The organism is Klebsiella sp. M041 (genome assembly GCF_059759695.1).
The window spans coordinates 108,215-130,194 of record NZ_JCAXWU010000011.1 but is presented as its reverse complement, the minus strand read 5'-3'; the positions used below and the strand labels follow the sequence as shown (position 1 = coordinate 130,194).

Here is a 21,980-nt window from a genome sequence, read left to right as displayed (position 1 = left end):
CAAGTGTGTAACAAATACTATCCACTTCCGACTTCCGCCGAGCAAACTATGATCACCTATTTTGATTACGCTACCTTGCCCGTCACGCCATGGAAGAACGGCGCTGGCGCCACCCGGGAAATTATCGCCGTTCCTTCCGTAGATGCGCCTTTTCTCTGGCGCGCGAGCATTGCCACCCTGCAGGCCGATGGCCCATTCTCCCCTTTTCCCGGCGTCGACCGGACGATCGTCCTGCTGGCGGGGCAACCGCTACGGCTACGCGGGGAGGAGATCGACCATCCGCTGGCGCGCTGGCAGCCGTGGGCGTTTCCCGGCGAATGGGCGCTGTCCAGCGTCGGGATCGTTGAGCCTGGACTGGACTTCAATGTCATGACCCAGCGCGGGCGAGCCCTCGCGCAGGTTGAAGTGGTGAGCGACCGGCAGCGACCGGCCACTAACGGGGTTGCTTATGTACTGCAGGGTGAATGGGATCTGGCCGGACGGCGCTGCGCCGTCGGCAGCGGGCTCTGCTGGCACGACGACGCTCCGGGGGAGTTGCTGCCTCTCAGCGCCGATGGGCGTCTGCTGCTGGCGGCGATTGCGCTCAAATAGTCAGCAGAGAAAAATGGTATACTTGAGCCATCGCGATCGGCTTTTACCCCGCGCGGCGCGGGCCGGCTGAAAAATATCGTGACACAAGGGGTCGTCAGTGGGATATAATTCCCGGCTAAATTTGAGTTATTTTGAAATAACAATGATAACGTTATGATTGTTAAAGTAAAAATAAGCAATAACGATAAGGATTAAAGCTATGGGTTTTCTTTCCGGTAAGCGCATTTTGATCACTGGCGTCGCCAGCAAACTGTCCATCGCCTACGGTATTGCGCAGGCAATGCACCGCGAAGGCGCGGAACTGGCATTCACCTATCAGAATGAAAAACTGAAAGGTCGTGTTGAAGAGTTTGCTGCCGCGCTGGGTTCTGACATTGTGCTGCCGTGCGACGTTGCTGAAGATGAGAGCATCACCGCGCTGTTCACCGAGCTGGAAAAAGTCTGGCCAAAATTCGATGGTTTCGTCCACTCTATCGGTTATGCCCCGGCTGACCAGTTAGACGGCGACTATGTCAACGCGGTCACCCGCGAAGGTTTCAAAATTGCGCACGACATCAGCGCCTACAGCTTCGTGGCGATGGCTAAAGCCTGCCGCACGATGCTGAACCCGGATTCTGCTCTGCTGACGCTCTCCTACCTGGGCGCCGAGCGCGCGATCCCGAACTACAACGTGATGGGTCTGGCGAAAGCCTCTCTGGAAGCGAACGTGCGCTATATGGCGAACGCGATGGGTCCGGAAGGCGTTCGCGTCAACGCTATCTCCGCCGGTCCGATCCGTACCCTGGCCGCGTCCGGTATCAAAGATTTCCGTAAAATGCTGGCGCACTGCGAAGCGGTCACCCCGATCCGTCGCACCGTCACCATTGAAGACGTGGGTAACAGCGCAGCCTTCCTGTGCTCCAACCTGTCTGCGGGTATCTCCGGTGAAGTCGTTCACGTTGATGGTGGGTTCAGTATCGCCGCTATGAACGAGCTGGAACTGAAATAAGTTCCTTCCCCTCCTCGCCCCGGTGAGGAGGGTTTTCCCTTCCCAGGCCTTGCGCTCCCCCTGTTATTCCAATCGGCTATTTGATAGCACGTATCAATATTTTCTCCTGCTTCCGGGTTACGCCAGGATAGTTCTGCATAAACGATCCGCGGAACGGCGGTTCGCCACATACCGAACAAGGAAAGCCCATGGAGCCACGCCGCGTGAATGGCAAAAACCACTGGTATCACGAAACCCAGTCAACAATCTGCCCGGTGGATGTCCTGCCGCTCGTCCCTGAAGCCGCCCATGTTGAAGACCGCTTTTTGCTGGACCTGACGCTGCCGGACGCCTGGCTACACGCCCACACAGGCTGGCTACGCCCCGCGCGCCAGCTCGCCGAGCGGCTGTTTCCCGACCAGGTGCCGGTAAGCCGCCTGCAAACCTTTACCGCCTACGATCGCCTGAGCACTGCGCTCACCGTCGCCCAGGTCTACGGCGTCCAGCGGCTGTGTAACCACTATGCCGCCCGCCTGGCGCCCCTGCCGGGGCCCGACTCTTCGCGCGAGAGCAACCGTCGTCTGGCGCAGATCACCCAATACGCTCGTCAGCTCGCCGGTTCCCCCTCCGTCATTAACGCCCTTTCCCGCAGCCAGCTGGACGAAGTGGGCCTGACCAGCCGGGATATTATCCTGATCAACCAGATTATCGGTTTTGTCGGCTTCCAGGCGCGGGCGATTGCCGTGCTGCAGGCGGCGCAGGGCTTCCCGGTGCGCTGGATCCCCGGAATGCCGCAGCAAGAGGAGGCGCCCGCCGGCCTGTTTGCCATCCCACCGGGAGAGTGGCAAACCGACATTGAAGATCCCGATCTGCAGTATGCCGATGACGAGCGCCAGCGGCGCATCGCCAGCTGGCAGTCGCTGCCCGGCCTGGGCCCGCTGGCTCCGCTGCTGGCCTGCGACCCGCAGTTGATGGCGCCGCTGGAGACGCTGTTACGCCAGCTCAGCGGCAACGATACCTTTGGCCCGCAGGTCGCCTTACTCACCGCGCGCACCAATGGCAGCGCCACCTGTTTTGACGCCTGGCTCCCCCACTGGCACGGTGAAGAAGCGTTCGCCAGCCATTTACGGGAGGGCGATCAGGCTCTCCATCGCTGGCTTGGGCAGCATCCTCAGTCGCGCGCGCTCGTTACCGCGGTACAGTTGTTAACCCGCTCCCCGGACCGGTTTAGCGCCGCCCAGTTAACACCCCTCGGCGAATATGGACTCTCAGCGGAACAAGCGATCGATCTGTTAACCTGGAGCGGGCTGTGCGGCTGGATGAATCGTCTGAAAATCGCCCTCGGCAATGTGCGTCAGCAGACGTAAATTGCTGAAACAGCGCTTGCTGCGACAGGCATAATCGCGTAAAAATGTCAGCCGCTCTTTTAGCCACGAAAATACCTAATTATGTTTCAGGATAACCCGCTGCTAGCGCAGCTTAAACAGCAACTGCATTCCCAAACGCCGCGCGCGGAAGGGGTCGTTAAGGGCACGGAAAAGGGCTTTGGCTTCCTCGAAGTGGACGCTCAGAAGAGCTACTTCATTCCGCCGCCGCAGATGAAAAAAGTGATGCATGGCGACCGTATCGTTGCGGTGATCCATTCTGAAAAAGAACGCGAAAGCGCCGAGCCGGAGTCGCTGGTTGAGCCTTTCCTGACCCGTTTCGTCGGTAAAGTCCAGAAGAAAGACGATCGCCTCGCTATCGTTCCTGACCATCCGCTGCTGAAAGACGCCATTCCCTGCCGCGCCGCCCGTGGCGTTGAGCATGATTTCAAACAGGGTGACTGGGCCGTCGCTGAAATGCGCCGTCATCCGTTAAAAGGCGACCGCGGGTTTTACGCGGAGCTGACCCAGTTCATCACCTTCAGCGACGACCACTTTGTCCCGTGGTGGGTGACGCTGGCGCGCCATAATCTGGAAAAAGAGGCACCGGACGGCGTCGCCACCGAGATGCTTGACGAAGGGCTGACACGCCGCGATTTGACCGCCCTCGACTTCGTCACCATTGACAGCGCCAGCACCGAAGATATGGACGATGCGCTGTATGTCGAATCTGGCGCCGACGGCAAACTGTTGCTGACGGTGGCGATCGCTGACCCGACCGCATGGATTGCCGAAGGCAGCAAGCTGGACAACGCCGCAAAAGTACGCGCCTTTACCAACTATCTGCCGGGCTTCAACATCCCGATGCTGCCTCGCGAACTGTCAGACGACCTGTGTTCCCTGCGTGCCGATGAAGTGCGCCCGGTGCTGGCCTGCCGGATGACCCTGGCGGCCGATGGCACCATTGAAGACAACATCGAGTTCTTTGCCGCCACCATCGAATCGAAAGCCAAGCTGGCCTATGACGACGTCTCTGACTGGCTGGAAGGCCGCGGCAGCTGGCAGCCGGGCAGCGAGGCAATCGCGCAGCAAATTACGCTGCTGAAGGACGTGTGTCAGCGTCGCAGCGAATGGCGTCAGACCCACGCGCTGGTGTTTAAAGACCGCCCGGATTACCGTTTCGTCCTCGGCGAAAAAGGCGAAGTGCTGGACATCGTCGCGGAACCGCGTCGTATTGCCAACCGTATTGTCGAAGAGTCGATGATCGCCGCCAACATCTGTGCCGCCCGCGTTCTGCGCGACAAGCTCGGCTTCGGCGTTTATAACGTCCACACCGGCTTCGATCCGGCGAATACCGAGCAGCTGGCGGCCCTGCTGAAGACCCACGACGTACACGTTGATCCGACGGAAGTGCTCACCCTGGAAGGTTTCTGCAAGCTGCGCCGCGAACTGGACGCCCAGCCGACCGGTTTCCTCGACAGCCGCATACGTCGTTTCCAGTCGTTTGCTGAAATCAGCACCGAGCCGGGCCCGCACTTTGGTCTCGGTCTTGAGGCCTACGCCACCTGGACCTCGCCGATCCGTAAGTATGGCGACATGATCAACCACCGTCTGCTTAAGGCCATCATCAAAGGCGAAACCATTGCGCGCCCGCAGGATGAAGCCACCGTGCAGATGGCGGAGCGCCGTCGTCTCAACCGCATGGCCGAACGCGATGTCGCCGACTGGCTGTATGCCCGTTTCCTCAACGATAAAGCCGGCACCGATACCCGCTTTGCGGCGGAGATCATCGACATCAGCCGCGGCGGGATGCGCGTGCGTCTGGTGGACAATGGCGCGGTCGCCTTTATTCCGGCCCCGTTCCTTCACGCCGTGCGCGACGAACTGGTCTGCAGCCAGGAAAACGGCACCGTGCAGATTAAGGGAGAAGTGGTCTACAAAGTGACCGATGTTATCGATGTCACTATCGCTGAAGTCCGCATGGAAACTCGTAGCATCATTGCTCGTCCGGCTGCCTGACGTCTCATCACAGCGGTTCCTCCGGGAACCGCTCCTTCTTTCCTCCCTGTCCCGCCATTTCCGTCGCACCGATTAAGGTTGTGCGTTTTTTTCGCTTCTCTTTTTCACCCATTTTTAGCATCATTGATTTCATTCGTTTTTGTTACCAGGATAATGCCATGTCAGATGTGAATGCCCACCTGCTCGCCCAACGTATCGATACCGTGCTGGATATTCTGGTTGCCGGTGATTACCACTCCGCGATCCATAATCTGGAGATCCTCAAAGCGGAGCTGCTGGCGCTGGCGGCAGACGACGCCGAGCAAAACAAACCACCCAAAGCGCCCTGGGAAATCTGATTATCGCCCACATGCCGCAACCGGCGATGCTGACCGGTTGCTCGCCGTATAGCCCCCTAACAGTGATGTTGCTATGAACGCCCGACAACAAAGTATTTTGCAAGTGGTCATCGATAAAGGCCGCATGAGCGTCGCCGATCTGGCGAAGATGACCGGAGTCTCAGAGGTCACCATCCGTCAGGATCTGAACCTGCTGGAGAAGCAGAGCTATCTGCGCCGCACCCATGGCTACGCCGTCCCACTGGACAGTGAAGATGTCGAAACCCGCATGATGACCCATTTCGCCATTAAGCGTGAACTGGCCAGCCGCGCCGCGGCGCTGGTGAATGCCGGCGAAACAGTATTTATCGAAAACGGCAGCAGCAACGCCCTGCTGGCGCGCACCCTGGCCGAACGCGGCGATATCACCATCATCACCGTCAGCAGCTATATCGCCCATCTGCTGAAAGAGACGCCGGGAGAGGTGATCCTGCTGGGCGGGATTTACCAGAAACGCAGTGAAAGTATGGTTGGCCCACTGACCCGCCAGTTCATCCAGCAGGTGCATTTCAGTAAAGCCTTTATCGGGATCGATGGCTGGCAGGCGGAAACCGGCTTTACCGGTCGCGATATGATGCGTGCGGACGTGGTTAACGCCGTTCTGGAGAAGCACTGCGAAGCGATTATCCTCAGCGATAGCTCAAAATTCAGCGCGGTGCACCCCTATCCGCTTGGGCCAGCCGGCCGCTTCAATCGTGTTATAACCGACGATCGTCTGCCGAACGACTGCCGTGAGCAGTTGCTGCGCAGCGGCCTGACTGTGGATATTGTACCCTACGTCTGATGTGTCTCCGCCCCGTCCCAGCCAAGCGTCGGACGGGCGCGTTAACGCTCTGAGAGTATTCCGAGCCGGTAATTAAGACTTTTTACCTGACGCTAAATTTTAAAAAAAGTAAAATTATTATTAGCGATATAACAGGAAGTGACTATCACCTGCGTGATTTTCGTGATACCTGCGCACCCTAACTTCATGGAATTGCCCTAAAGCTGCTTTATCAGGCTATGCTTACAGGAGCGCTGTAATCCATGAATAGATTATTCAGGAGAAAAAAATGATGACTTCAACGAGCAAAAAAATGGCTGCTGTTGTTCTGGCTGTCACTGTAGCAATGTCTCTGAGCGCTTGCTCTAACATGTCTAAACGCGATCGTAACACTGCTATCGGCGCAGGTGCCGGCGCCATCGGCGGTGCGGTGTTAACTGACGGTAGCGCACTCGGTACCCTGGGTGGCGCAGCAGTCGGTGGTATTATTGGTCACCAGGTCGGCAAATAATATATTTATCTGACGAAATAAAAGAATAATTCACACGAATTGACTTACGCACGTTAAAACATTCAAGGCCGCGGCATTCACCGCGGCCTTGTTATTTCACCAGGCCATTAATTAGGGTTGAAATAACAATTAGCCGCCGGCTAACTTCACCTTCATCCCTTTCGCCTCGAGCAGCGACTTCAGTAAATCCCGTTTGTCGCCCTGGATCTCGATCACGCCATCTTTCACCGCGCCGCCGCAGCCGCATTTCTTCTTCAGCTCTGCCGCCAGCGCAGTGAGCGCCGCATCGTCGGCATCAATTCCGCTAATCAGACAGACGCCTTTGCCCTTGCGGCCGCTGGTCTGGCGCTGGATCCGCACAATACCGTCGCCTTTCGGGCGCACCGGCGCCGGTTTCGCCTCGTCGATACGCCCGGTTTCGGTGGAGTAGACCAGACGGCTGTTGGAATCGCTCATTATGCCCCCTTGCGCAGAGAATCGTTGATCGCCCGCAGCGTCGCGGCTGGATCGGTCGACTGGGTAACCGGGCGGCCAATAACCATATAGTCCACCCCTGCCGCCTGAGCCTGCTCGGGAGTCATGATCCGCCGCTGATCGCCAGCGTCGCTGCCCTGCGGACGGATACCCGGGGTGACCAGCTTGAACGCCTGCCCCAGCTCTTGCTTAAAGCGTACCGCCTCCTGAGCTGAACACACCACCCCGTCGAGGCCGCAGCGTTGGGTCAGCGCCGCCAGCTTCGCCGCGTAGTCAGCCGGGGATAAGGTAATGCCCAGATCCTGCAGGTCGCTGGACTCCATGCTGGTGAGGACGGTGACGGCGATGAGCAGCGGCGCGTCTTGACCAAAGGGCAGCAGCGCTTCGCGTGCCGCGGTCATCATCCGCGCGCCGCCGGAGGCATGGACATTCACCATCCATACGCCAAGCTCGGCGGCGGCCGCCACCGCGCGGGCGGTAGTGTTGGGAATATCGTGAAACTTAAGGTCCAGGAACACCTCAAACCCACGCTGATGCAGATCGCGGACAAACTGCGGTCCCAGCAGGGTGAACATCTCTTTGCCCACCTTCAGGCGGCAGTCGCGCGGGTCGATGCGGTCGACAAATGCCAGCGCTTTATCGCGATTATCATAGTCGAGCGCAACCACAACGGGAGAGGAAGTGACAGCGCGGGAAGATGGGATAGCTGTTGACGTCATGACCAGACCTTAGTGTTGATGGGCGCCAGAGGGCGCAAAAAAGGTAAACGGGCAGCATTCTACCTGTGAAGCTAACAAAATAACAGGCTGCTGTTTTGCCCTGTGCGGACGATGCCGTTGCCGGGGCTGCAGGCGGTGACGGGAAAGAAATGATAAGTATGTTGTAACTAAATCGTCTGTTTTTTTTGACCTTACTGGCCGTCGAGGCCGCGAATAGGTTTGATGGTCGCCCAGGAGCGGCAGGACGGACAATGCCAGTAGAGAGTATGAGCGGTAAAGCCGCATTTCTGGCAACGGTAGCGCGGTTTGCTGCGCACCTGTTCGCCGACCATGTTTCGCAGCACCCCAAGGCTTTCTTTCGCCCGCCCTTCTTCCGCTTCGTTGAGATGGTAGTCCATCAGCTTATGGAAAACGCGCATGGTCGGGTGGCGCTCAAGCTGCCGGGTCACGTAGTTTTGCGCCGCTTCGACCCCTTCCCGCTGCTCAAGGATCTGCGCCAGCATCAGTTCGGCGGTCGCCCCGGCGTTCTCCTCCACACAGCGGCGCAGGAAAACTTCCCATTCATCGGCTTTGCCGAGCTGCTGGTAACAGGTTTGCAGCATCTCCAGCGTCTCACCCACCAGCTCTTTATCCTGATCGATAACCCGCTCGAGGCTCTCCACCGCTTTGGCGTAGTCGCCCTTCTCCATCCACACCCGGCCCATCATGATCGAAACCCGGGCGCTGTTGCGGTCCGCGGCGGCGCCTTTCTTCAACAGCGCCATCGCCTTATCCAGATCGTTGGCCGCCATCTGCTGCAGGGCCAGTTCGCACCAAAAGTTGGCGATTTCGCCACGATGCTTCTCTTTCCCCAGCTTCACCAGCCGTTCAGCCACCTCGATAGCCGACTGCCAGTCGCTGGTCGCCTGGTAGATCTGCAGCAGCTGCTGCAGCGCGCCGAGGCGAAAATCGGTCTCATCCACCAGCTGTTTGAACATATCTTCCGCGCGGTCATACAGCCCGGCGGCCATATAGTCGCGCCCCAGCTGTTGCACCGCCAGCAGGCGCTGGTCGTAGGTGAGCGACGCGCTTTCCATCAAACTCTGGTGAATACGGATCGCGCGGTCAACCTCGCCGCGCGAGCGGAACAGGTTGCCAAGGGTCAGGTGGGCCTCAACGGTGCCGGTATCCTCTTTCAGCATATCAAGGAACAGATCGACGGCTTTATCCTGCTGGTTGCTAAGCAGAAAGTTAACCCCCGCCACGTAATCCCGTGACAGGCGGCTCGCGTCGTCCTGTTTGGACTGTTGTGCACTTCTGCGCCCCATGTACCAGCCGTAGGCGGCGGCAACGGGTAAAAGCAGAAACAACAACTCCAGCATAAGAGGTTATTCCTTCACCGCAGGCACGCCTGCCTCGACAGCCGCCGGGCTAACAGGAGCAATCTGGTGCTCCAGGCGCTTAATTTTCCGCTCCGCGCGCGCCAGCGAGACGCGCACCCGCAGCCAGAACAGGCCGCAGATCAGCCAGCCGATAGCAAAGCCCGCGGCGAACAGCACCGCCAGCAGCGTCGAAATGCGGAATTCACCCTGAGCGAGCAAATAGTTGAAAGTGACCTGTTGGTCATTCTGCGCCCCCAGCGTCACTGAAATGACGAAGATTGCTAACACCAGTAAGAAAATGAGTAAATATTTCACATGACTTCCCGTTCTGTGGGTTGCGCGTAAAAAGCCCGCTTTCAGCCCTATAAAGTATCATTTTCGCCGCAGCGGTGGAACGAAAAAGCACGGCAACTCGACAGGATATGCGGTCGGATGCCGCTAAAATCAACATTATTCCGCTTCAGGCATCCGTTTTTTAATATCCTGCGCCTCTTCCCCCGGCGGCGAAAGCGGCCCGCAAAGACGCTGCGTCAGCCAGCAGGCCACCGTGACCAGCAGCCAGGAGATCAGCGTAGCGACGATGAGATCCAGCGGCCAGTGCATACCGAGCGCCAGGCGACTCCCCATCACCGCCGTCGCCCACGCCAGCAGTAACGCGATCGTGCCCCAGCGCCGACGCGGCCACAGCAGCCCGGCAGCGAGCAGCGCCCAGCTGGCGGCGAACATCGTATGGCCTGACGGGAATGCAAACCCGGTCTCTTTCTGCCAGTGTTTGCGTAAAAACGGCGGGATGTCCTGCGCCTGCGCCAGCTGCTCATGCACCAGTTTAGCGCGTTCTTTGCGCTTTAACGCGTAGAATTGCGTCACCGGCACCTGCCTTGCGTTTTCCAGCCAGATGACAAACGGTCTCGGCTCCTGAACCCGCGCCTTGACCCAGGATTTGGCCCCCTGTCCCACCAGGATGGCGGCGGCAAGAATGAGGAACAGGATCAGCGCCGCGCGCAGGCGAAAGCGCAGGCACCAGAGAAACCAGGCGCACAGCACAACATGGGTGATAATTCCCCACGGCTGGGTCACCGTTTCCGTCACCCACCAGAGGCTTTTCAGCCATACCACCGGCAGTCCTGGCTGCCACAGCCAACCAGACAGCCAGACCGTGAGGGGCATGACCAGCAGCAGCGCCGCCGCGAGAGCGGTTCGTCGGGCAATCAACAGCATTTTCTCTCCTTCTCCTTGTAGATGAACATCATAGCGGAAAGTAGATCGTTTGTGCGCTTTCCGCGCGGCTAACCGTTCGTGATTAGGAGAACGTCCCGGCGTTGTGGCAAAATAGCGGTAAACAGAAAGCACATTCAGGTGCTGACAGAATCTGGAGAATCACATGCAGCTTAAACGTGTGGCAGAAGCCAAACTGCCAACCCCCTGGGGCGATTTCCTGATGGTGGGTTTTGAAGAACTGGCAACCGGACAGGATCATGTCGCGCTGGTATACGGCGATATTTCAGGGCAGTCGCCGGTGCTCGCCCGCGTCCATTCAGAATGTCTGACGGGCGATGCCCTGTTTAGCCTGCGCTGTGATTGCGGCTTTCAGCTGGAGGCGGCCCTGTCGCATATCGCCGAAGAAGGCCGGGGGATCCTGCTCTATCATCGTCAGGAAGGTCGCAACATTGGTTTATTGAATAAGATCCGCGCCTACGCGCTGCAGGATCAGGGTTATGACACTGTCGAAGCGAACCATCAGCTTGGCTTCGCCGCCGATGAACGCGACTTCACCCTGTGCGCCGATATGTTCAAGCTGCTCAACGTTGAGCAAGTGCGGTTGTTAACCAACAATCCGAAAAAAGTGGAAATCCTCAGCGAAGCCGGGATTAACATTGTGGAGCGCGTTCCGCTGATCGTCGGGCGCAACCCGAAAAACGCCCACTATCTGGACACCAAAGCCGCCAAGATGGGCCATCTGCTGAACAGCAAGCCGGCGGAATAATACCGGCGGCAGCGTAAAGAGAGGGCCAGCGATGCTGGCCCTTCGTTTTACAGCATATTGCGGATAACGTAGTGCAAAATGCCGTCGTTGCGGTAGTAGGTGAGTTCGGTCGCCGTGTCGATACGACACCGGCAGGCGATCACCTCCTGCGAGCCGTCAGCGCGGGTGAGGGTCACTGGCACCGTGGCGCCGGGCTGCAGCGACTGCAGGTTACTGACATCAATCCGCTCTTCGCCGGTCAACTGTAGCGTTTTACGGGTGACGCCCTGCGGGAACTCCAGCGGCAGAATCCCCATCCCGATCAGGTTGGAGCGGTGGATACGTTCGAAGGACTCGGCGATCACCACCCGGATCCCCAGCAGGCGCGGCCCCTTCGCCGCCCAGTCGCGACTGGAACCTGAGCCATACTCCTTACCAGCAATCACCGCCAGCGGTATGCCCTCAGCTTTATATAGCATCGCTGCATCGTAGATTGCCACCGGTTCGCGGTCCGGCAGATGGCGGGTCATGCCCCCTTCCACCCCCGGCACCATTTCGTTGCGGATGCGGATATTGGCGAAGGTGCCGCGCATCATCACCTCATGGTTACCGCGACGGGAGCCGTAGGAGTTAAAGTCGCGCCGGGCAACCCCATGCTCCTGCAGATAGCGGCCTGCCGGACTATCGGCTTTGATGCTTCCCGCCGGCGAAATGTGGTCAGTGGTCACTGAATCGCCCAGCATGGCGAGGATCCGCGCGCCGTGAATATCCTCCACCGGCAGCGGCTCAATGCCCATCTCGTCAAAGAACGGCGACAGGCGAATATAGGTCGAATCTTCCTGCCAGCCGTAGGTATCTGACGCCTCCACCTTGATCGCCTTCCACTCCTCTGTCCCGGAAAACACTTCCGCGTACTCTTTGCGGAACATCTCCGTGGAGACCTGTTCCACCGCGCAGGCAATCTCCTCCCCGCTCGGCCAGATATCTCTCAGATAGACCGGCTCGCCGTCGCTGCCCTGCCCCAGCGGCTCGCGGGTAAGATCGATGTTCATGTTCCCGGCCAGCGCGTAAGCGACCACCAGCGGCGGCGAGGCCAGCCAGTTGGTTTTCACCAGCGGGTGGATACGCCCTTCGAAGTTACGGTTACCGGAGAGCACCGCCCCGACGGTGAGATCGCCTTTTTTGATTGCTTCTTCAATAGGTTCCGGCAGCGGGCCGGAGTTACCGATACAGGTGGTACAGCCATACCCCACCAGATTGAAGCCGAGCTGGTCGAGGTAAGGCGTCAGGCCGGCATGGGCCAGATAATCCGACACCACTTTCGAGCCAGGGGCCAGAGAAGCTTTCACCCACGGCTGCGGCTGCAGTCCGCGTTCGACGGCTTTTTTCGCCAGCAGGCCGGCGGCCATCAGCACGCTGGGGTTGGAGGTGTTGGTACAGGACGTGATCGCCGCAATGGCCACAGCGCCATCCGGCAGCGAATAGTGATGCCCGTTCAGCGTATACGCCACCGGCTGGCGCTGACGCTGACGCTGAAGGTGGTTAACCTCCAGCTCGCCGCTGGCGGCAAAGGCTTTCGGCACATCGCCGAGCGCCACGCGATCCTGCGGCCGCTTCGGCCCGGCGAGGCTTGCTTCAACGCTGCCCATATCCAGCGCCAGGGTACTGGTAAAGACCGGCTCATCGCCCGGCTGGCGCCACATGCCCTGCGCTTTGGCATAGGCTTCCACCAGCGCCACCTGTTCTTCGCTACGTCCGCTGAGGCGCATATAGCTGAGCGTCACGTCATCGATCGGGAAGAAACCGCAGGTGGCGCCATACTCTGGCGCCATATTGGCGATGGTGGCGCGGTCGGCCAGGGGTAAGGTATCCAGACCGTCACCGTAGAACTCAACAAATTTTCCGACCACGCCGTGCTGGCGCAGCATCTGGGTGACCGTCAGGACCAGGTCAGTAGCGGTAATGCCTTCGCGCAATTTGCCGCTGAGCTTAAAGCCTACCACATCGGGGATCAGCATCGACACCGGCTGGCCAAGCATGGCGGCTTCCGCTTCAATCCCGCCCACGCCCCAGCCCAGCACGCCGAGCCCGTTAATCATGGTGGTATGGGAGTCGGTACCCACCAGGGTATCCGGCCACGCCATCCACTTCCCATTCACCTCTTCGCTCCACACCGCCCGTCCGAGATATTCCAGGTTGACCTGGTGGCAAATCCCGGTGCCCGGCGGCACCACGCTGAAGCGGCTGAAGGCCTGCTGCCCCCAGCGCAGAAAAGCGTAGCGTTCGTGGTTACGCTCCATTTCCAGGCGGACGTTGTCTTCAAAGGCTTCGTCATCGCCGAAGCGGTCGACCGTCACCGAGTGGTCGATCACCAGGTCGACCGGCGACAGCGGGTTCACCTTCGCGGTATCGCCGCCCAGGCGTTTCACCGCCTCGCGCATGGCGGCCAGATCCACCACCGCCGGTACGCCGGTAAAGTCCTGCATCAGGACGCGGGCCGGACGATAAGCAATCTCCCTGTCGGCATGGGCCTGCTGCAGCCAACCGGCAAGGGCGCGAATATCTTCTTCAGTCACCGAGTCACCGTCCTGCCAGCGCAACAGGTTCTCCATCAGCACCTTCAGCGACTTGGGCAGTCGACTGAGATCGCCCAGTTGCTTCTCCGCCAGCGGCAGACTGTAGTAATGCCAGGTTTTCGCGTTAACCTGCAGCGTATCCTTACTGGCTTCTCGTAGGGTTGACGACATAGCTCCTCCTTTATCTCAGGGATGGCATACCCCGATTCTCCTCAGGGTCTCCATTAAAGATAACACATGCTGGGCATAACACTTTGATAACAACCCAAATTGCTAAATCTGATGTGACGGAGAGGGGTTAAAAGGGAATTATCTACGCGCAGAGGAAATAGCACCAAAATAGTGCAGGGAGGTCTTTTAAGCGATATTGTATTAGTACACGAGGACAAAAAAAGAGCTAATCATTACCTGCTGGCCGATTAGCTCTTGTGATTGATTTCAGGTTGGATGAATCCCGCGGCAAAATATATTCTCCCTGTATTGCCGGTCACTGATTTTATATTACAGTTTCCTTTCACTGTCATAAAAATGACATGTATCTACAACGATGACCTACAGCTTTAGCTGACAATCCAGATGTTGCAGATGGTGAGCGCGATGATGCTCCAGAACATCGCCAGCCCTACCAACACTACGCCCCATACGCGACTACGCAGAACGGGATCGATTTCGGTTTTGTCATTTTCGTATGACATCGCCAGTTTCATGTAATCGATATTACTTATCATATTGTCACCACCAATTGCTCAAATCATCAGGTACAGATAAATCTTAATTATGGATAAACGATTAATCCAGTGAATTTAGGCCTGATGGAATATATTTGACCGGTTATTTGATCGCGACGGGCATTATGAAAAACGCGTTATCAGAAATTCTTAATTTTGTGATTGGTTCGAGGTTTAAGTTGTTAAATAAGGGCCATGATAGTTAATGGCACTCCTTACACGGAATGCCATTATTTTTAACGGGGTTATTTTTCCGGAAGTTTTATATCTTTGAACATCGCTTCAATATCTTCATTCGACCGTAGCGCCACTGCGGTATCCACGACATCGCGGGTCAGATGGGGTGCAAAACGTTGAATAAAATCATACATGTAGCTTCGTAAGAAGGTGCTGCGGCGGAAGCCTATTTTAGTGGTGCTGTGGCTGAAAATACCGTTGGCATCCAGCTTCACCAGGTCCGGATCGGAGACCGGATCTACCGCCATGCTGGCAATCACCCCCACCCCCAGCCCCAGGCGAACATAGGTTTTAATGACGTCGGCATCGGTAGCGGTAAAGACAATGCGCGGCGTCAGGCCCGCACGGTTAAACGCGGTGTCCAGTTCGGAGCGGCCCGTGAAGCCAAAGGTATAGGTCACCAGCGGGTACTGCGCCAGCTCTTCTATTGATACCGAGCCCCTGGAGGCCAGAGGATGCTCCGGCGTCACCACGATCGACCGGTTCCAGTGATAGCATGGCAGCATCACCAGGTCGTCATACAGATGCAGCGCTTCGGTAGCAATGGCGAAGTCGGCGTTGCCTTTCGACACGGCTTCGGCGATCTGGGTTGGCGAACCCTGATGCATATGGAGCGACACCCGCGGATAGCGTTCAATAAAGCCCTTGATCACCCCGGGCAACGCATAGCGCGCCTGGGTATGGGTGGTCGCCACGTACAGCGACCCTTTGTCCGGCCAGGTATGCTCCCCGGCGACAGATTTGATGGCATCGACTTTCGACAACACCTCGCGGGCAATACGGATGATCTCCTGCCCGGCAGGCGTCACCTGAGTCAAATGCTTGCCGCTGCGGGCAAAGATTTGGATGCCCAGCTCATCTTCCAGCATACGCACCTGCTTACTGATGCCTGGCTGAGAGGTATAAAGCCCTTCGGCGGTGGATGAAACATTCAGGTTATGGTTAACCACCTCAACGATGTAGCGAAGCTGTTGTAGTTTCATGCTGATATCCGTTTGCGCGTAAAATGAAGCCGCTTAATACACTTTACGTTCAGGCAACTTGTCGCCGGTGAAGGCCAGGCCTCCCGGCAGTTGGCCATAGTGGCGCCGCAACGCATCCTGAAAGCGATGATGTATAAGACGTTTTAATAATAAAAAAGGCATTAACTATAACCACTATATCATTTATATCAACACTGTATAGACGGTAACGAAAAATAATATAGGTGGTTATAAGAGGGTGAAAAGCGCGGAGAAAAAGGAAAACGACACGGCAGAGGCATCCATGGCCCCTGCCGGCCGCCAGAGCAGGAAAAGCGCCCTTTTCCTGCCTGATAATGGTCAGTTACTTTTTAGCTTCCGTCCATTTACCGTCGATAAAGAAGGCTGACCAGCCGGTCGCTTTGCCCTCTTTTTCGGACGCTACGTACTGTTGCTTCGTTTTACGGCTAAAGCGCACCAGCGTCTTATTGCCTTCCGGATCCTGCTGCGGCGCATCGGCGAGATAACGCAGTTTTTCCGGCAGACGATCGCGGAAGCGGTACAGCTCTTCCACCAGCGGCGCGCGCGTTTCCCGTGATTTCGGGAAGGTGTTGGCCGCCAGGAAGACGCCCGCGGCCCCGTCACGCAGCACGAAATAGGCGTCAGACTTCTCGCACGGCAGCTCCGGCAGCGGCACCGGATCTTCCTTCGGCGGCGCCACTTCCCCATTTCGCAGGATCTTACGCGTATTCTTACACTCGTCGTTGGTACAAGCCATGTACTTCCCAAAACGCCCCATCTTCAGGTGCATCTCGGAGCCGCACTTCTCGCACTCCACTACCGGACCGTCATAGCCCTTGATGCGGAACTCGCCCTCTTCAATCTCATAGCCATCGCAGGTCGGGTTGTTACCGCAGACGTGCAGTTTACGCTTGGGATCGATAAGGTAGCTGTCCATCGCCGTACCGCACTTCTGGCAGCGGCGTTTGGCGCGCAGCGCGTTAGTTTCGGCGTCATCGCCTTCCAGCACGTTGAGGACTTCGTTTTCCGGCACCAGGTTAATGGTGGTTTTGCAGCGCTCTTTCGGCGACAGGGCATAGCCCGAACAGCCGAGGAAAACGCCGGTGCTGGCGGTACGGATACCCATTTTACGGCCGCAGGTCGGGCAGTCGATGCTGGTAAGCACCATCGGGTTCGGCTGCATGCCGCCCTCTTCCGGATCTTTCTCCGCCGTCTCCAGCTGGGTGGTAAAATCGCCGAAGAAGTGGTTCAGCACCTCTTTCCACTCGGCCTGGTGGTTAGCCACCTGATCGAGACGATCTTCCATCTGCGCGGTGAAGTCGTAGTTCATCAGATCGCGGAAGTTCTCTTCCAGTCGGTCGGTGACGATCTCGCCCATTTTCTCCGCGTAGAAACGACGGTTTTCCACTCGCACGTAACCACGATCCTGAATGGTGGAAATAATCGAGGCATAAGTCGACGGACGGCCGATGCCGCGTTTTTCCAGCTCTTTAACCAGCGAGGCTTCGCTGAAGCGCGCCGGCGGCTTGGTAAAGTGCTGCGCAGGCGTCAGCTCGACCAGGCTCAGCTGGTCGCCCTGTTTGACCAGCGGCAGGGTCCGGTCTTCATCGCCCTTGCGCAGGGCCGGCATCACTTTGGTCCAGCCGTCGAAGCGTAAGGTACGACCGCGCGCTTTCAGTTTGAAATCGCCCGCCGCCACGGTCAGCGTCGTGGAGTCGTACTGCGCCGGCGTCATCTGACAGGCGACAAACTGGCGCCAGATCAGCTGATACAGTTTCTGCGCATCCGCTTCCATATCTTTCAGCGTTTCCGCCAGCACGTTCACATCAGACGGACGAATCGCTTCGTGCGCTTCTTGTGAATTTTCTTTGCTGGCGTACTGATTCGCGCTTTCCGGCAAATATTTTTTACCAAACTTATCGCTGATATAACCGCGAACCATGTTCAGCGCGTCCTGACTCAGGTTGGTGGAGTCGGTACGCATATAGGTGATATGCCCCGCCTCATAGAGACGTTGAGCCATCATCATGGTCTTTTTCACGCCGAAGCCGAGGCGGGTGCTGGCCGCCTGCTGCAGGGTGGAGGTGATGAACGGCGCGCCCGGCTTACTGCTGGTCGGCTTGTCTTCCCGCTCCAGTACGCTGTAGCTGGCTTTTTCCAGCAGCGATACCGCCGCCATCGTCTCATCACGGCTGACCGGACGGAATGGCTTATCATCCTTATGGGTCACCTGCAGCGGCAGCGCGTCGCCGCCCGGCGTGGTGGTACTGGCATCAACTTCCCAGTACTCTTCCGGGACGAACGCTTTGATTTCACGCTCACGCTCCACCACCAGGCGGACCGCGACGGACTGCACGCGCCCGGCAGAAAGACCACGGGCGATTTTTTTCCACAGCAGCGGCGAAACCATATAACCCACCACGCGGTCCATAAAGCGACGCGCCTGCTGAGCGTTAACCCGATCGATATTCAGCTCGCCCGGCTTTTCGAAAGCCTGACGAATGGCGTTTTTGGTGATCTCATTGAACACCACGCGGCTGTAACGCTGCTCATCGCCGCCGATGACTTCCCGCAGGTGCCAGGCAATGGCTTCCCCTTCGCGGTCAAGGTCGGTTGCGAGATAGATGTGGTCAGCTTTTTCCGCCAACTGTTTGAGTTCGGAAACGACCTTTTCTTTACCCGGAAGTACTTCATAATGCGCATTCCAGTCATGCCATGGGTCCACGCCCATGCGGTTAACCAGAGCACCACGTTCGTCCTTTTTAGGCTTTTTAGCCCCTTTGGTGGCGGTAGAGTCGGTGCTCTTTTTGGAAGCTGATCCACTGGTCGGCAAATCGCGGATATGACCGACGCTGGATTTCACCACGTAGTCATTACCCAGATACTTATTGATCGTTTTGGCTTTTGCCGGGGACTCAACGATAACGAGAGCTTTACCCATATTCACCTTTACCTAATTTGATTCATCCAGGAATACATCGCACATTCATACACCCTCCACTGGCGACTGCCTCATATGTTGCGGCACCGTCGGTGAATATCAACCCAGAACACCTGTTTCAACTCCGTAAAACCAGGCGCTTGAGTTTACTGACCTTTTTTCGTCAGGTGACATAGCACGAAGAATTTTTGGCCGAATGTCAAGCAAATCTGTTGCCAGATCGCCGAAAGCGTCACACTGTACCTGATAAAATTCGTTACGCAACTTTATTAGCATGCAAAAGCGAATCACGCCAGTAAACCGCTGTTTCTCCACTGGTTACGATTACCCCTGTTTTGTCCATGGAAAATTTGCCCCGCGCCGCCGCGCGGCGTAAACTACGCCCGGAGAAAAAGAGGAGTCCGTTATGCAAGGTACAACCCAACCAATCGATCGCCAGACGCTGCTCGAAAAAGCCAACAAACTTATTCGCGAACATGAGGATACGTTAGCCGGTATCGAAGCCACCGACGTCGTTCAGCGCAACAATGTCCTGGTGTTTAGCGGTGAGTTTTATCTTGATGAGCAGGGTCTGCCGACGCCAAAGAGTACAGCGGTATTTAATATGTTTAAGTACCTCGCCCATGAGCTGTCGGACAAATATCACCTTGTCGATTAAGACCGGCGTAGATTAAGACCGCTCTAAACGAGAACGCGAGGCAGAGCCTCGCGTTTTATCATCTACATCAGCGGCTTCTGTCCGCGCTGCCACCAGCGCAGCAGCAGTCGATCGGCACTCTCCGCCGCGCTACCGGTGAAGCGATCGAGCATTTTCTTACGCTGTTGATAACGCACCCCGATCACCTCGTGGCTTTCCATTAATCCCAGCAGCAGCTCATCGCTGGTTTCAACCGCATCCACCAGCCCTTTTTCCAGCGCCTGTACCCCGTACCAGTGCTCGCCAGTGGCCACCTGCTCAATATCAAGGCCCGGGCGCATCCGATGAACGAAATCCTTGAACAAATGGTGCGTCTCATTGAGATCCTCGCGGAACTTGCGCCGTCCTTCTTCAGTGTTTTCACCCAGCATAGTGAGCGTTCGTTTGTACTGTCCGGCGGTGTGCAGTTCGATATCAATATCTTTGTTCTTCAGGAAACGGTGCAGGTTTGGGATCTGCGCCACCACGCCAATAGAGCCGAGGATCGCAAACGGCGCCGAGACAATTTTGTTCGCCACGCAGGCCATCATATAGCCGCCGCTGGCCGCCACTTTATCGACCGCCACCGTCAGCGGGATTTGTTTGTCACGCAAGCGCTGCAGCTGAGAGGCAGCCAGCCCGTAGCCGTGCACCACCCCGCCGGGGCTTTCCAGACGAATCACCACCTGATCGCGCGCTTTCGCCGCGGCCAGCACCGCGGTGATCTCTTCGCGCAGGCTGGTGACCTCATGGGCATCCATACTGCCTTTGAAATCCAGCACCCAGGCGCGCGGCTTGCCTTCCGGCTCCACGTTACCCAGCTTCGCCCGCGCTTTCGCCGCCTTCGCCTCTTGCTTTTGCTTTTTCTTCTGCGACTTATGCCACTGCTTCTGCTGCGGGCCATCCAGCAGGGCCACCGCCAGCGATTCCTTCATCTCTTTATAATGCTCGCTAAGATTCGTCACCCGCAGCTCGCCGCGCTGCTTCTTGCGCTGGGCCAGGTTGACGATAATAGCGGCAATCACCGCGATAGCGACGACAACGGTCGCGATCTTGGCTAAAAATAAGCCATATTGAGCAAGTAATTCCACGTTTTCACCTTGTGTAAAGCACTGACGTTGCGGCACAGTGTACATCAGCCCCTGGCGAGAAGTCTTTGTGCTTTGTGTCCTCTGCGCAGCGGATTCCGTTTTTTTTTCAGCGAGGCTGAAATCGTTGCAAGATATTAATTTTGTGAATACTTTCCGCTTCGCCGATTGCAATGGCGGGCGCTTTCAGGCATAACAGCGCAAAAGTGAGATACCAAAGATGAAGCGCGATCGAGAGCCGATCGCCAAAGGAGTCGCCGTGCATTATCAACCGCAACGCCACTTGCTGAAAGATCGCATCATTCTGGTCACCGGGGCCAGCGACGGAATTGGCCGTGAAGCGGCCCTGACCTACGCCCGCTACAGCGCCAGCGTGATTCTGCTTGGCCGCAACGACGAAAAACTGCGCGCCGTCGCCCAGGAGATTGAACGCGAGGGCGGTATTTCCCCCCGCTGGTTTACTCTCGACCTGCTAACCTGCACGCCGCAGGCGTGTCAGCAGCTGGCGCAGCAGATCAGCATGCACTATCCCCGCCTTGACGGCGTGCTGCACAATGCTGGCCTGCTCGGCGACATCTGCCCGATGGATGAGCAGAAACCGGAGGTCTGGCAGCAGGTGATGCAGGTGAACGTCAATGGCACCTTTATGCTGACCCAGGCGCTTCTTCCTTTATTACTCCGTTCTGAATCAGGTTCGCTGGTCTTTACCTCATCCAGCGTCGGTCGTCAGGGTCGCGCCAACTGGGGCGCCTATGCCGTCTCCAAATTCGCTACCGAAGGGATGATGCAGGTGCTGGCCGACGAGTACCAAAGCCGCCACCTGCGCGTGAACTGCATCAACCCTGGCGGTACCCGCACCGGCATGCGCGCCAGCGCGTTCCCGACGGAAGATCCGCTGAAACTGAAAACCCCCGCTGACATTATGCCCGTCTATCTGTGGCTGATGGGCGACGACAGTCGTCGCAAGACGGGAATGACCTTCGACGCCCAACCGGGGCGTAAACCAGGAATTGCCCAATGAGTGATGAACGCTACCGCGAACGCCAGCAGCGGCTGAAAGATAAAGTTGACGCCCGGGTGGCGGCGGCCCAGGACGAACGCGGCATTGTGATGGTCTTTACCGGCAACGGCAAAGGCAAAACCACCGCCGCCTTTGGCACCGCGACCCGCGCCGTCGGCCACGGCAAAAAAGTCGGCGTGATCCAGTTTATCAAGGGGACCTGGCCTAACGGCGAGCGTAATCTGCTGGAGCCACACGGCGTCGAATTCCAGGTAATGGCGACAGGCTTTACCTGGAACACCCAGGACCGCGACAGCGATACCGCCGCCTGTCTGGCGGTCTGGGAGCATGCCCGCCGTATGCTTGCCGACGACCAGCTCGATCTGGTGCTGCTGGACGAACTGACCTACATGGTGGCCTACGATTACCTGCCGCTGGAGGCGGTGCTGAGCGCCCTACGTGAGCGTCCTGCCCACCAGTCGGTGATCATCACCGGCCGCGGCTGTCATCGCGATATTATTGAACTGGCGGATACCGTCAGCGAGCTGCGCCCGGTGAAACATGCCTTTGATGCCGGCATTAAAGCACAGATGGGGATTGACTACTGAGGGCCGGATACGGCGAAAGGAAGTCCGCGTTCCG

21 protein-coding genes are annotated in these 21,980 nt (G+C 57.5%); 11 read left to right on the top strand and 10 right to left on the bottom strand.

Annotated elements, in window-relative coordinates:
• Positions 1-48 precede the first annotated feature (48 nt).
• The 7 genes from AC6CWS_RS16210 (at position 49) to osmB (ending at position 6,592) form a co-directional block, all read left to right on the top strand.
• Positions 49-591, top strand: coding sequence for a HutD/Ves family protein (locus tag AC6CWS_RS16210; protein ID WP_065883011.1), 543 nt, complete (start codon positions 49-51; stop codon positions 589-591).
• 199 nt (positions 592-790) lie between these two features.
• Positions 791-1,579 carry an enoyl-ACP reductase FabI gene (gene fabI / locus AC6CWS_RS16205; RefSeq protein ID WP_023289343.1) on the top strand — a complete coding sequence of 263 codons (789 nt, stop codon included), beginning with the start codon at positions 791-793 and terminating at the stop codon, positions 1,577-1,579.
• A 188-nt stretch (positions 1,580-1,767) separates the two neighbouring features.
• On the top strand, positions 1,768-2,925 hold the full coding sequence (locus AC6CWS_RS16200; protein ID WP_060591015.1) for a CMD domain-containing protein: 1,158 nt from the start codon (positions 1,768-1,770) through the stop codon (positions 2,923-2,925).
• Positions 2,926-3,006: 81 nt separating this feature from the next.
• Positions 3,007-4,941 (top strand): exoribonuclease II, encoded by a 1,935-nt coding sequence (locus AC6CWS_RS16195; protein WP_023289341.1) that lies wholly within the window; start codon positions 3,007-3,009, stop codon positions 4,939-4,941.
• Between the two features lie 158 nt (positions 4,942-5,099).
• The gene (gene yciZ / locus AC6CWS_RS16190) at positions 5,100-5,279 is read left to right on the top strand and encodes a protein YciZ/DeoL (RefSeq protein WP_004203883.1); all 180 of its coding nucleotides are present in this window, start codon (positions 5,100-5,102) and stop codon (positions 5,277-5,279) included.
• Between the two features lie 73 nt (positions 5,280-5,352).
• Positions 5,353-6,102 (top strand): DNA-binding transcriptional regulator YciT, encoded by a 750-nt coding sequence (gene yciT / locus AC6CWS_RS16185; protein WP_023289340.1) that lies wholly within the window; start codon positions 5,353-5,355, stop codon positions 6,100-6,102.
• A gap of 271 nt (positions 6,103-6,373) precedes the next feature.
• Complete coding sequence (osmB, locus tag AC6CWS_RS16180; protein WP_002901783.1) at positions 6,374-6,592, top strand: osmotically-inducible lipoprotein OsmB; 219 nt, start codon at positions 6,374-6,376, stop codon at positions 6,590-6,592.
• Between the two features lie 129 nt (positions 6,593-6,721).
• On the opposite strand, the gene yciH is transcribed toward osmB, so the two are convergent.
• The 5 genes from yciH to pgpB all read right to left on the bottom strand — a co-directional run bounded on the left by yciH (position 6,722) and on the right by pgpB (position 10,364).
• Positions 6,722-7,048: a stress response translation initiation inhibitor YciH gene (gene yciH / locus AC6CWS_RS16175; RefSeq protein ID WP_002901782.1), complete on the bottom strand. Its 327-nt coding sequence runs from the start codon at positions 7,046-7,048 to the stop codon at positions 6,722-6,724.
• Entirely contained in the window at positions 7,048-7,785 is a 738-nt protein-coding gene (pyrF, locus tag AC6CWS_RS16170; RefSeq protein WP_023289339.1) for an orotidine-5'-phosphate decarboxylase, read from the bottom strand. The genes yciH and pyrF overlap by 1 nt, the downstream gene beginning before the upstream one ends.
• A 191-nt stretch (positions 7,786-7,976) precedes the next feature.
• Positions 7,977-9,146 (bottom strand): lipopolysaccharide assembly protein LapB, encoded by a 1,170-nt coding sequence (lapB, locus tag AC6CWS_RS16165; RefSeq protein ID WP_004203879.1) that lies wholly within the window; start codon positions 9,144-9,146, stop codon positions 7,977-7,979.
• Positions 9,147-9,152: 6 nt separating this feature from the next.
• The gene (locus AC6CWS_RS16160; protein ID WP_023289338.1) at positions 9,153-9,461 is read right to left on the bottom strand and encodes a LapA family protein; all 309 of its coding nucleotides are present in this window, start codon (positions 9,459-9,461) and stop codon (positions 9,153-9,155) included.
• A gap of 135 nt (positions 9,462-9,596) precedes the next feature.
• Positions 9,597-10,364 carry a phosphatidylglycerophosphatase B gene (gene pgpB / locus AC6CWS_RS16155; protein WP_065883010.1) on the bottom strand — a complete coding sequence of 256 codons (768 nt, stop codon included), beginning with the start codon at positions 10,362-10,364 and terminating at the stop codon, positions 9,597-9,599.
• A 163-nt stretch (positions 10,365-10,527) separates the two neighbouring features.
• On the opposite strand from pgpB, the gene ribA reads away from it, so the two are divergent.
• Positions 10,528-11,130, top strand: a complete 603-nt coding sequence (gene ribA / locus AC6CWS_RS16150) for a GTP cyclohydrolase II (RefSeq protein WP_023289336.1) — start codon at positions 10,528-10,530, stop codon at positions 11,128-11,130.
• A 47-nt stretch (positions 11,131-11,177) separates the two neighbouring features.
• Here ribA and acnA read toward each other — a convergent pair whose 3' ends face one another.
• From acnA to topA, 4 genes are all read right to left on the bottom strand, one after another.
• Positions 11,178-13,856 (bottom strand): aconitate hydratase AcnA, encoded by a 2,679-nt coding sequence (gene acnA / locus AC6CWS_RS16145; protein WP_065883009.1) that lies wholly within the window; start codon positions 13,854-13,856, stop codon positions 11,178-11,180.
• A 389-nt stretch (positions 13,857-14,245) separates the two neighbouring features.
• Complete coding sequence (locus AC6CWS_RS16140) at positions 14,246-14,413, bottom strand: YmiA family putative membrane protein (protein ID WP_002901776.1); 168 nt, start codon at positions 14,411-14,413, stop codon at positions 14,246-14,248.
• 245 nt (positions 14,414-14,658) lie between these two features.
• On the bottom strand, positions 14,659-15,633 hold the full coding sequence (gene cysB, locus AC6CWS_RS16135; protein WP_004203875.1) for an HTH-type transcriptional regulator CysB: 975 nt from the start codon (positions 15,631-15,633) through the stop codon (positions 14,659-14,661).
• A gap of 343 nt (positions 15,634-15,976) precedes the next feature.
• Positions 15,977-18,574, bottom strand: coding sequence for a type I DNA topoisomerase (topA, locus tag AC6CWS_RS16130; protein ID WP_023289334.1), 2,598 nt, complete (start codon positions 18,572-18,574; stop codon positions 15,977-15,979).
• A 406-nt stretch (positions 18,575-18,980) separates the two neighbouring features.
• Between topA and AC6CWS_RS16125 the strand changes: the two genes are divergently transcribed.
• Positions 18,981-19,232 carry a YciN family protein gene (locus AC6CWS_RS16125; protein WP_002901761.1) on the top strand — a complete coding sequence of 84 codons (252 nt, stop codon included), beginning with the start codon at positions 18,981-18,983 and terminating at the stop codon, positions 19,230-19,232.
• A 62-nt stretch (positions 19,233-19,294) separates the two neighbouring features.
• Here the strand turns inward: AC6CWS_RS16125 and sohB are convergent, their stop codons facing one another.
• On the bottom strand, positions 19,295-20,341 hold the full coding sequence (gene sohB, locus AC6CWS_RS16120) for a protease SohB (RefSeq protein WP_032429135.1): 1,047 nt from the start codon (positions 20,339-20,341) through the stop codon (positions 19,295-19,297).
• Positions 20,342-20,597: 256 nt separating this feature from the next.
• Between sohB and AC6CWS_RS16115 the strand changes: the two genes are divergently transcribed.
• On the top strand, positions 20,598-21,359 hold the full coding sequence (locus tag AC6CWS_RS16115) for a YciK family oxidoreductase (RefSeq protein ID WP_032452539.1): 762 nt from the start codon (positions 20,598-20,600) through the stop codon (positions 21,357-21,359).
• On the top strand, positions 21,356-21,946 hold the full coding sequence (cobO, locus tag AC6CWS_RS16110; RefSeq protein ID WP_023289331.1) for a cob(I)yrinic acid a,c-diamide adenosyltransferase: 591 nt from the start codon (positions 21,356-21,358) through the stop codon (positions 21,944-21,946). The genes AC6CWS_RS16115 and cobO overlap by 4 nt, the downstream gene beginning before the upstream one ends.
• Positions 21,947-21,980 lie beyond the last annotated feature (34 nt).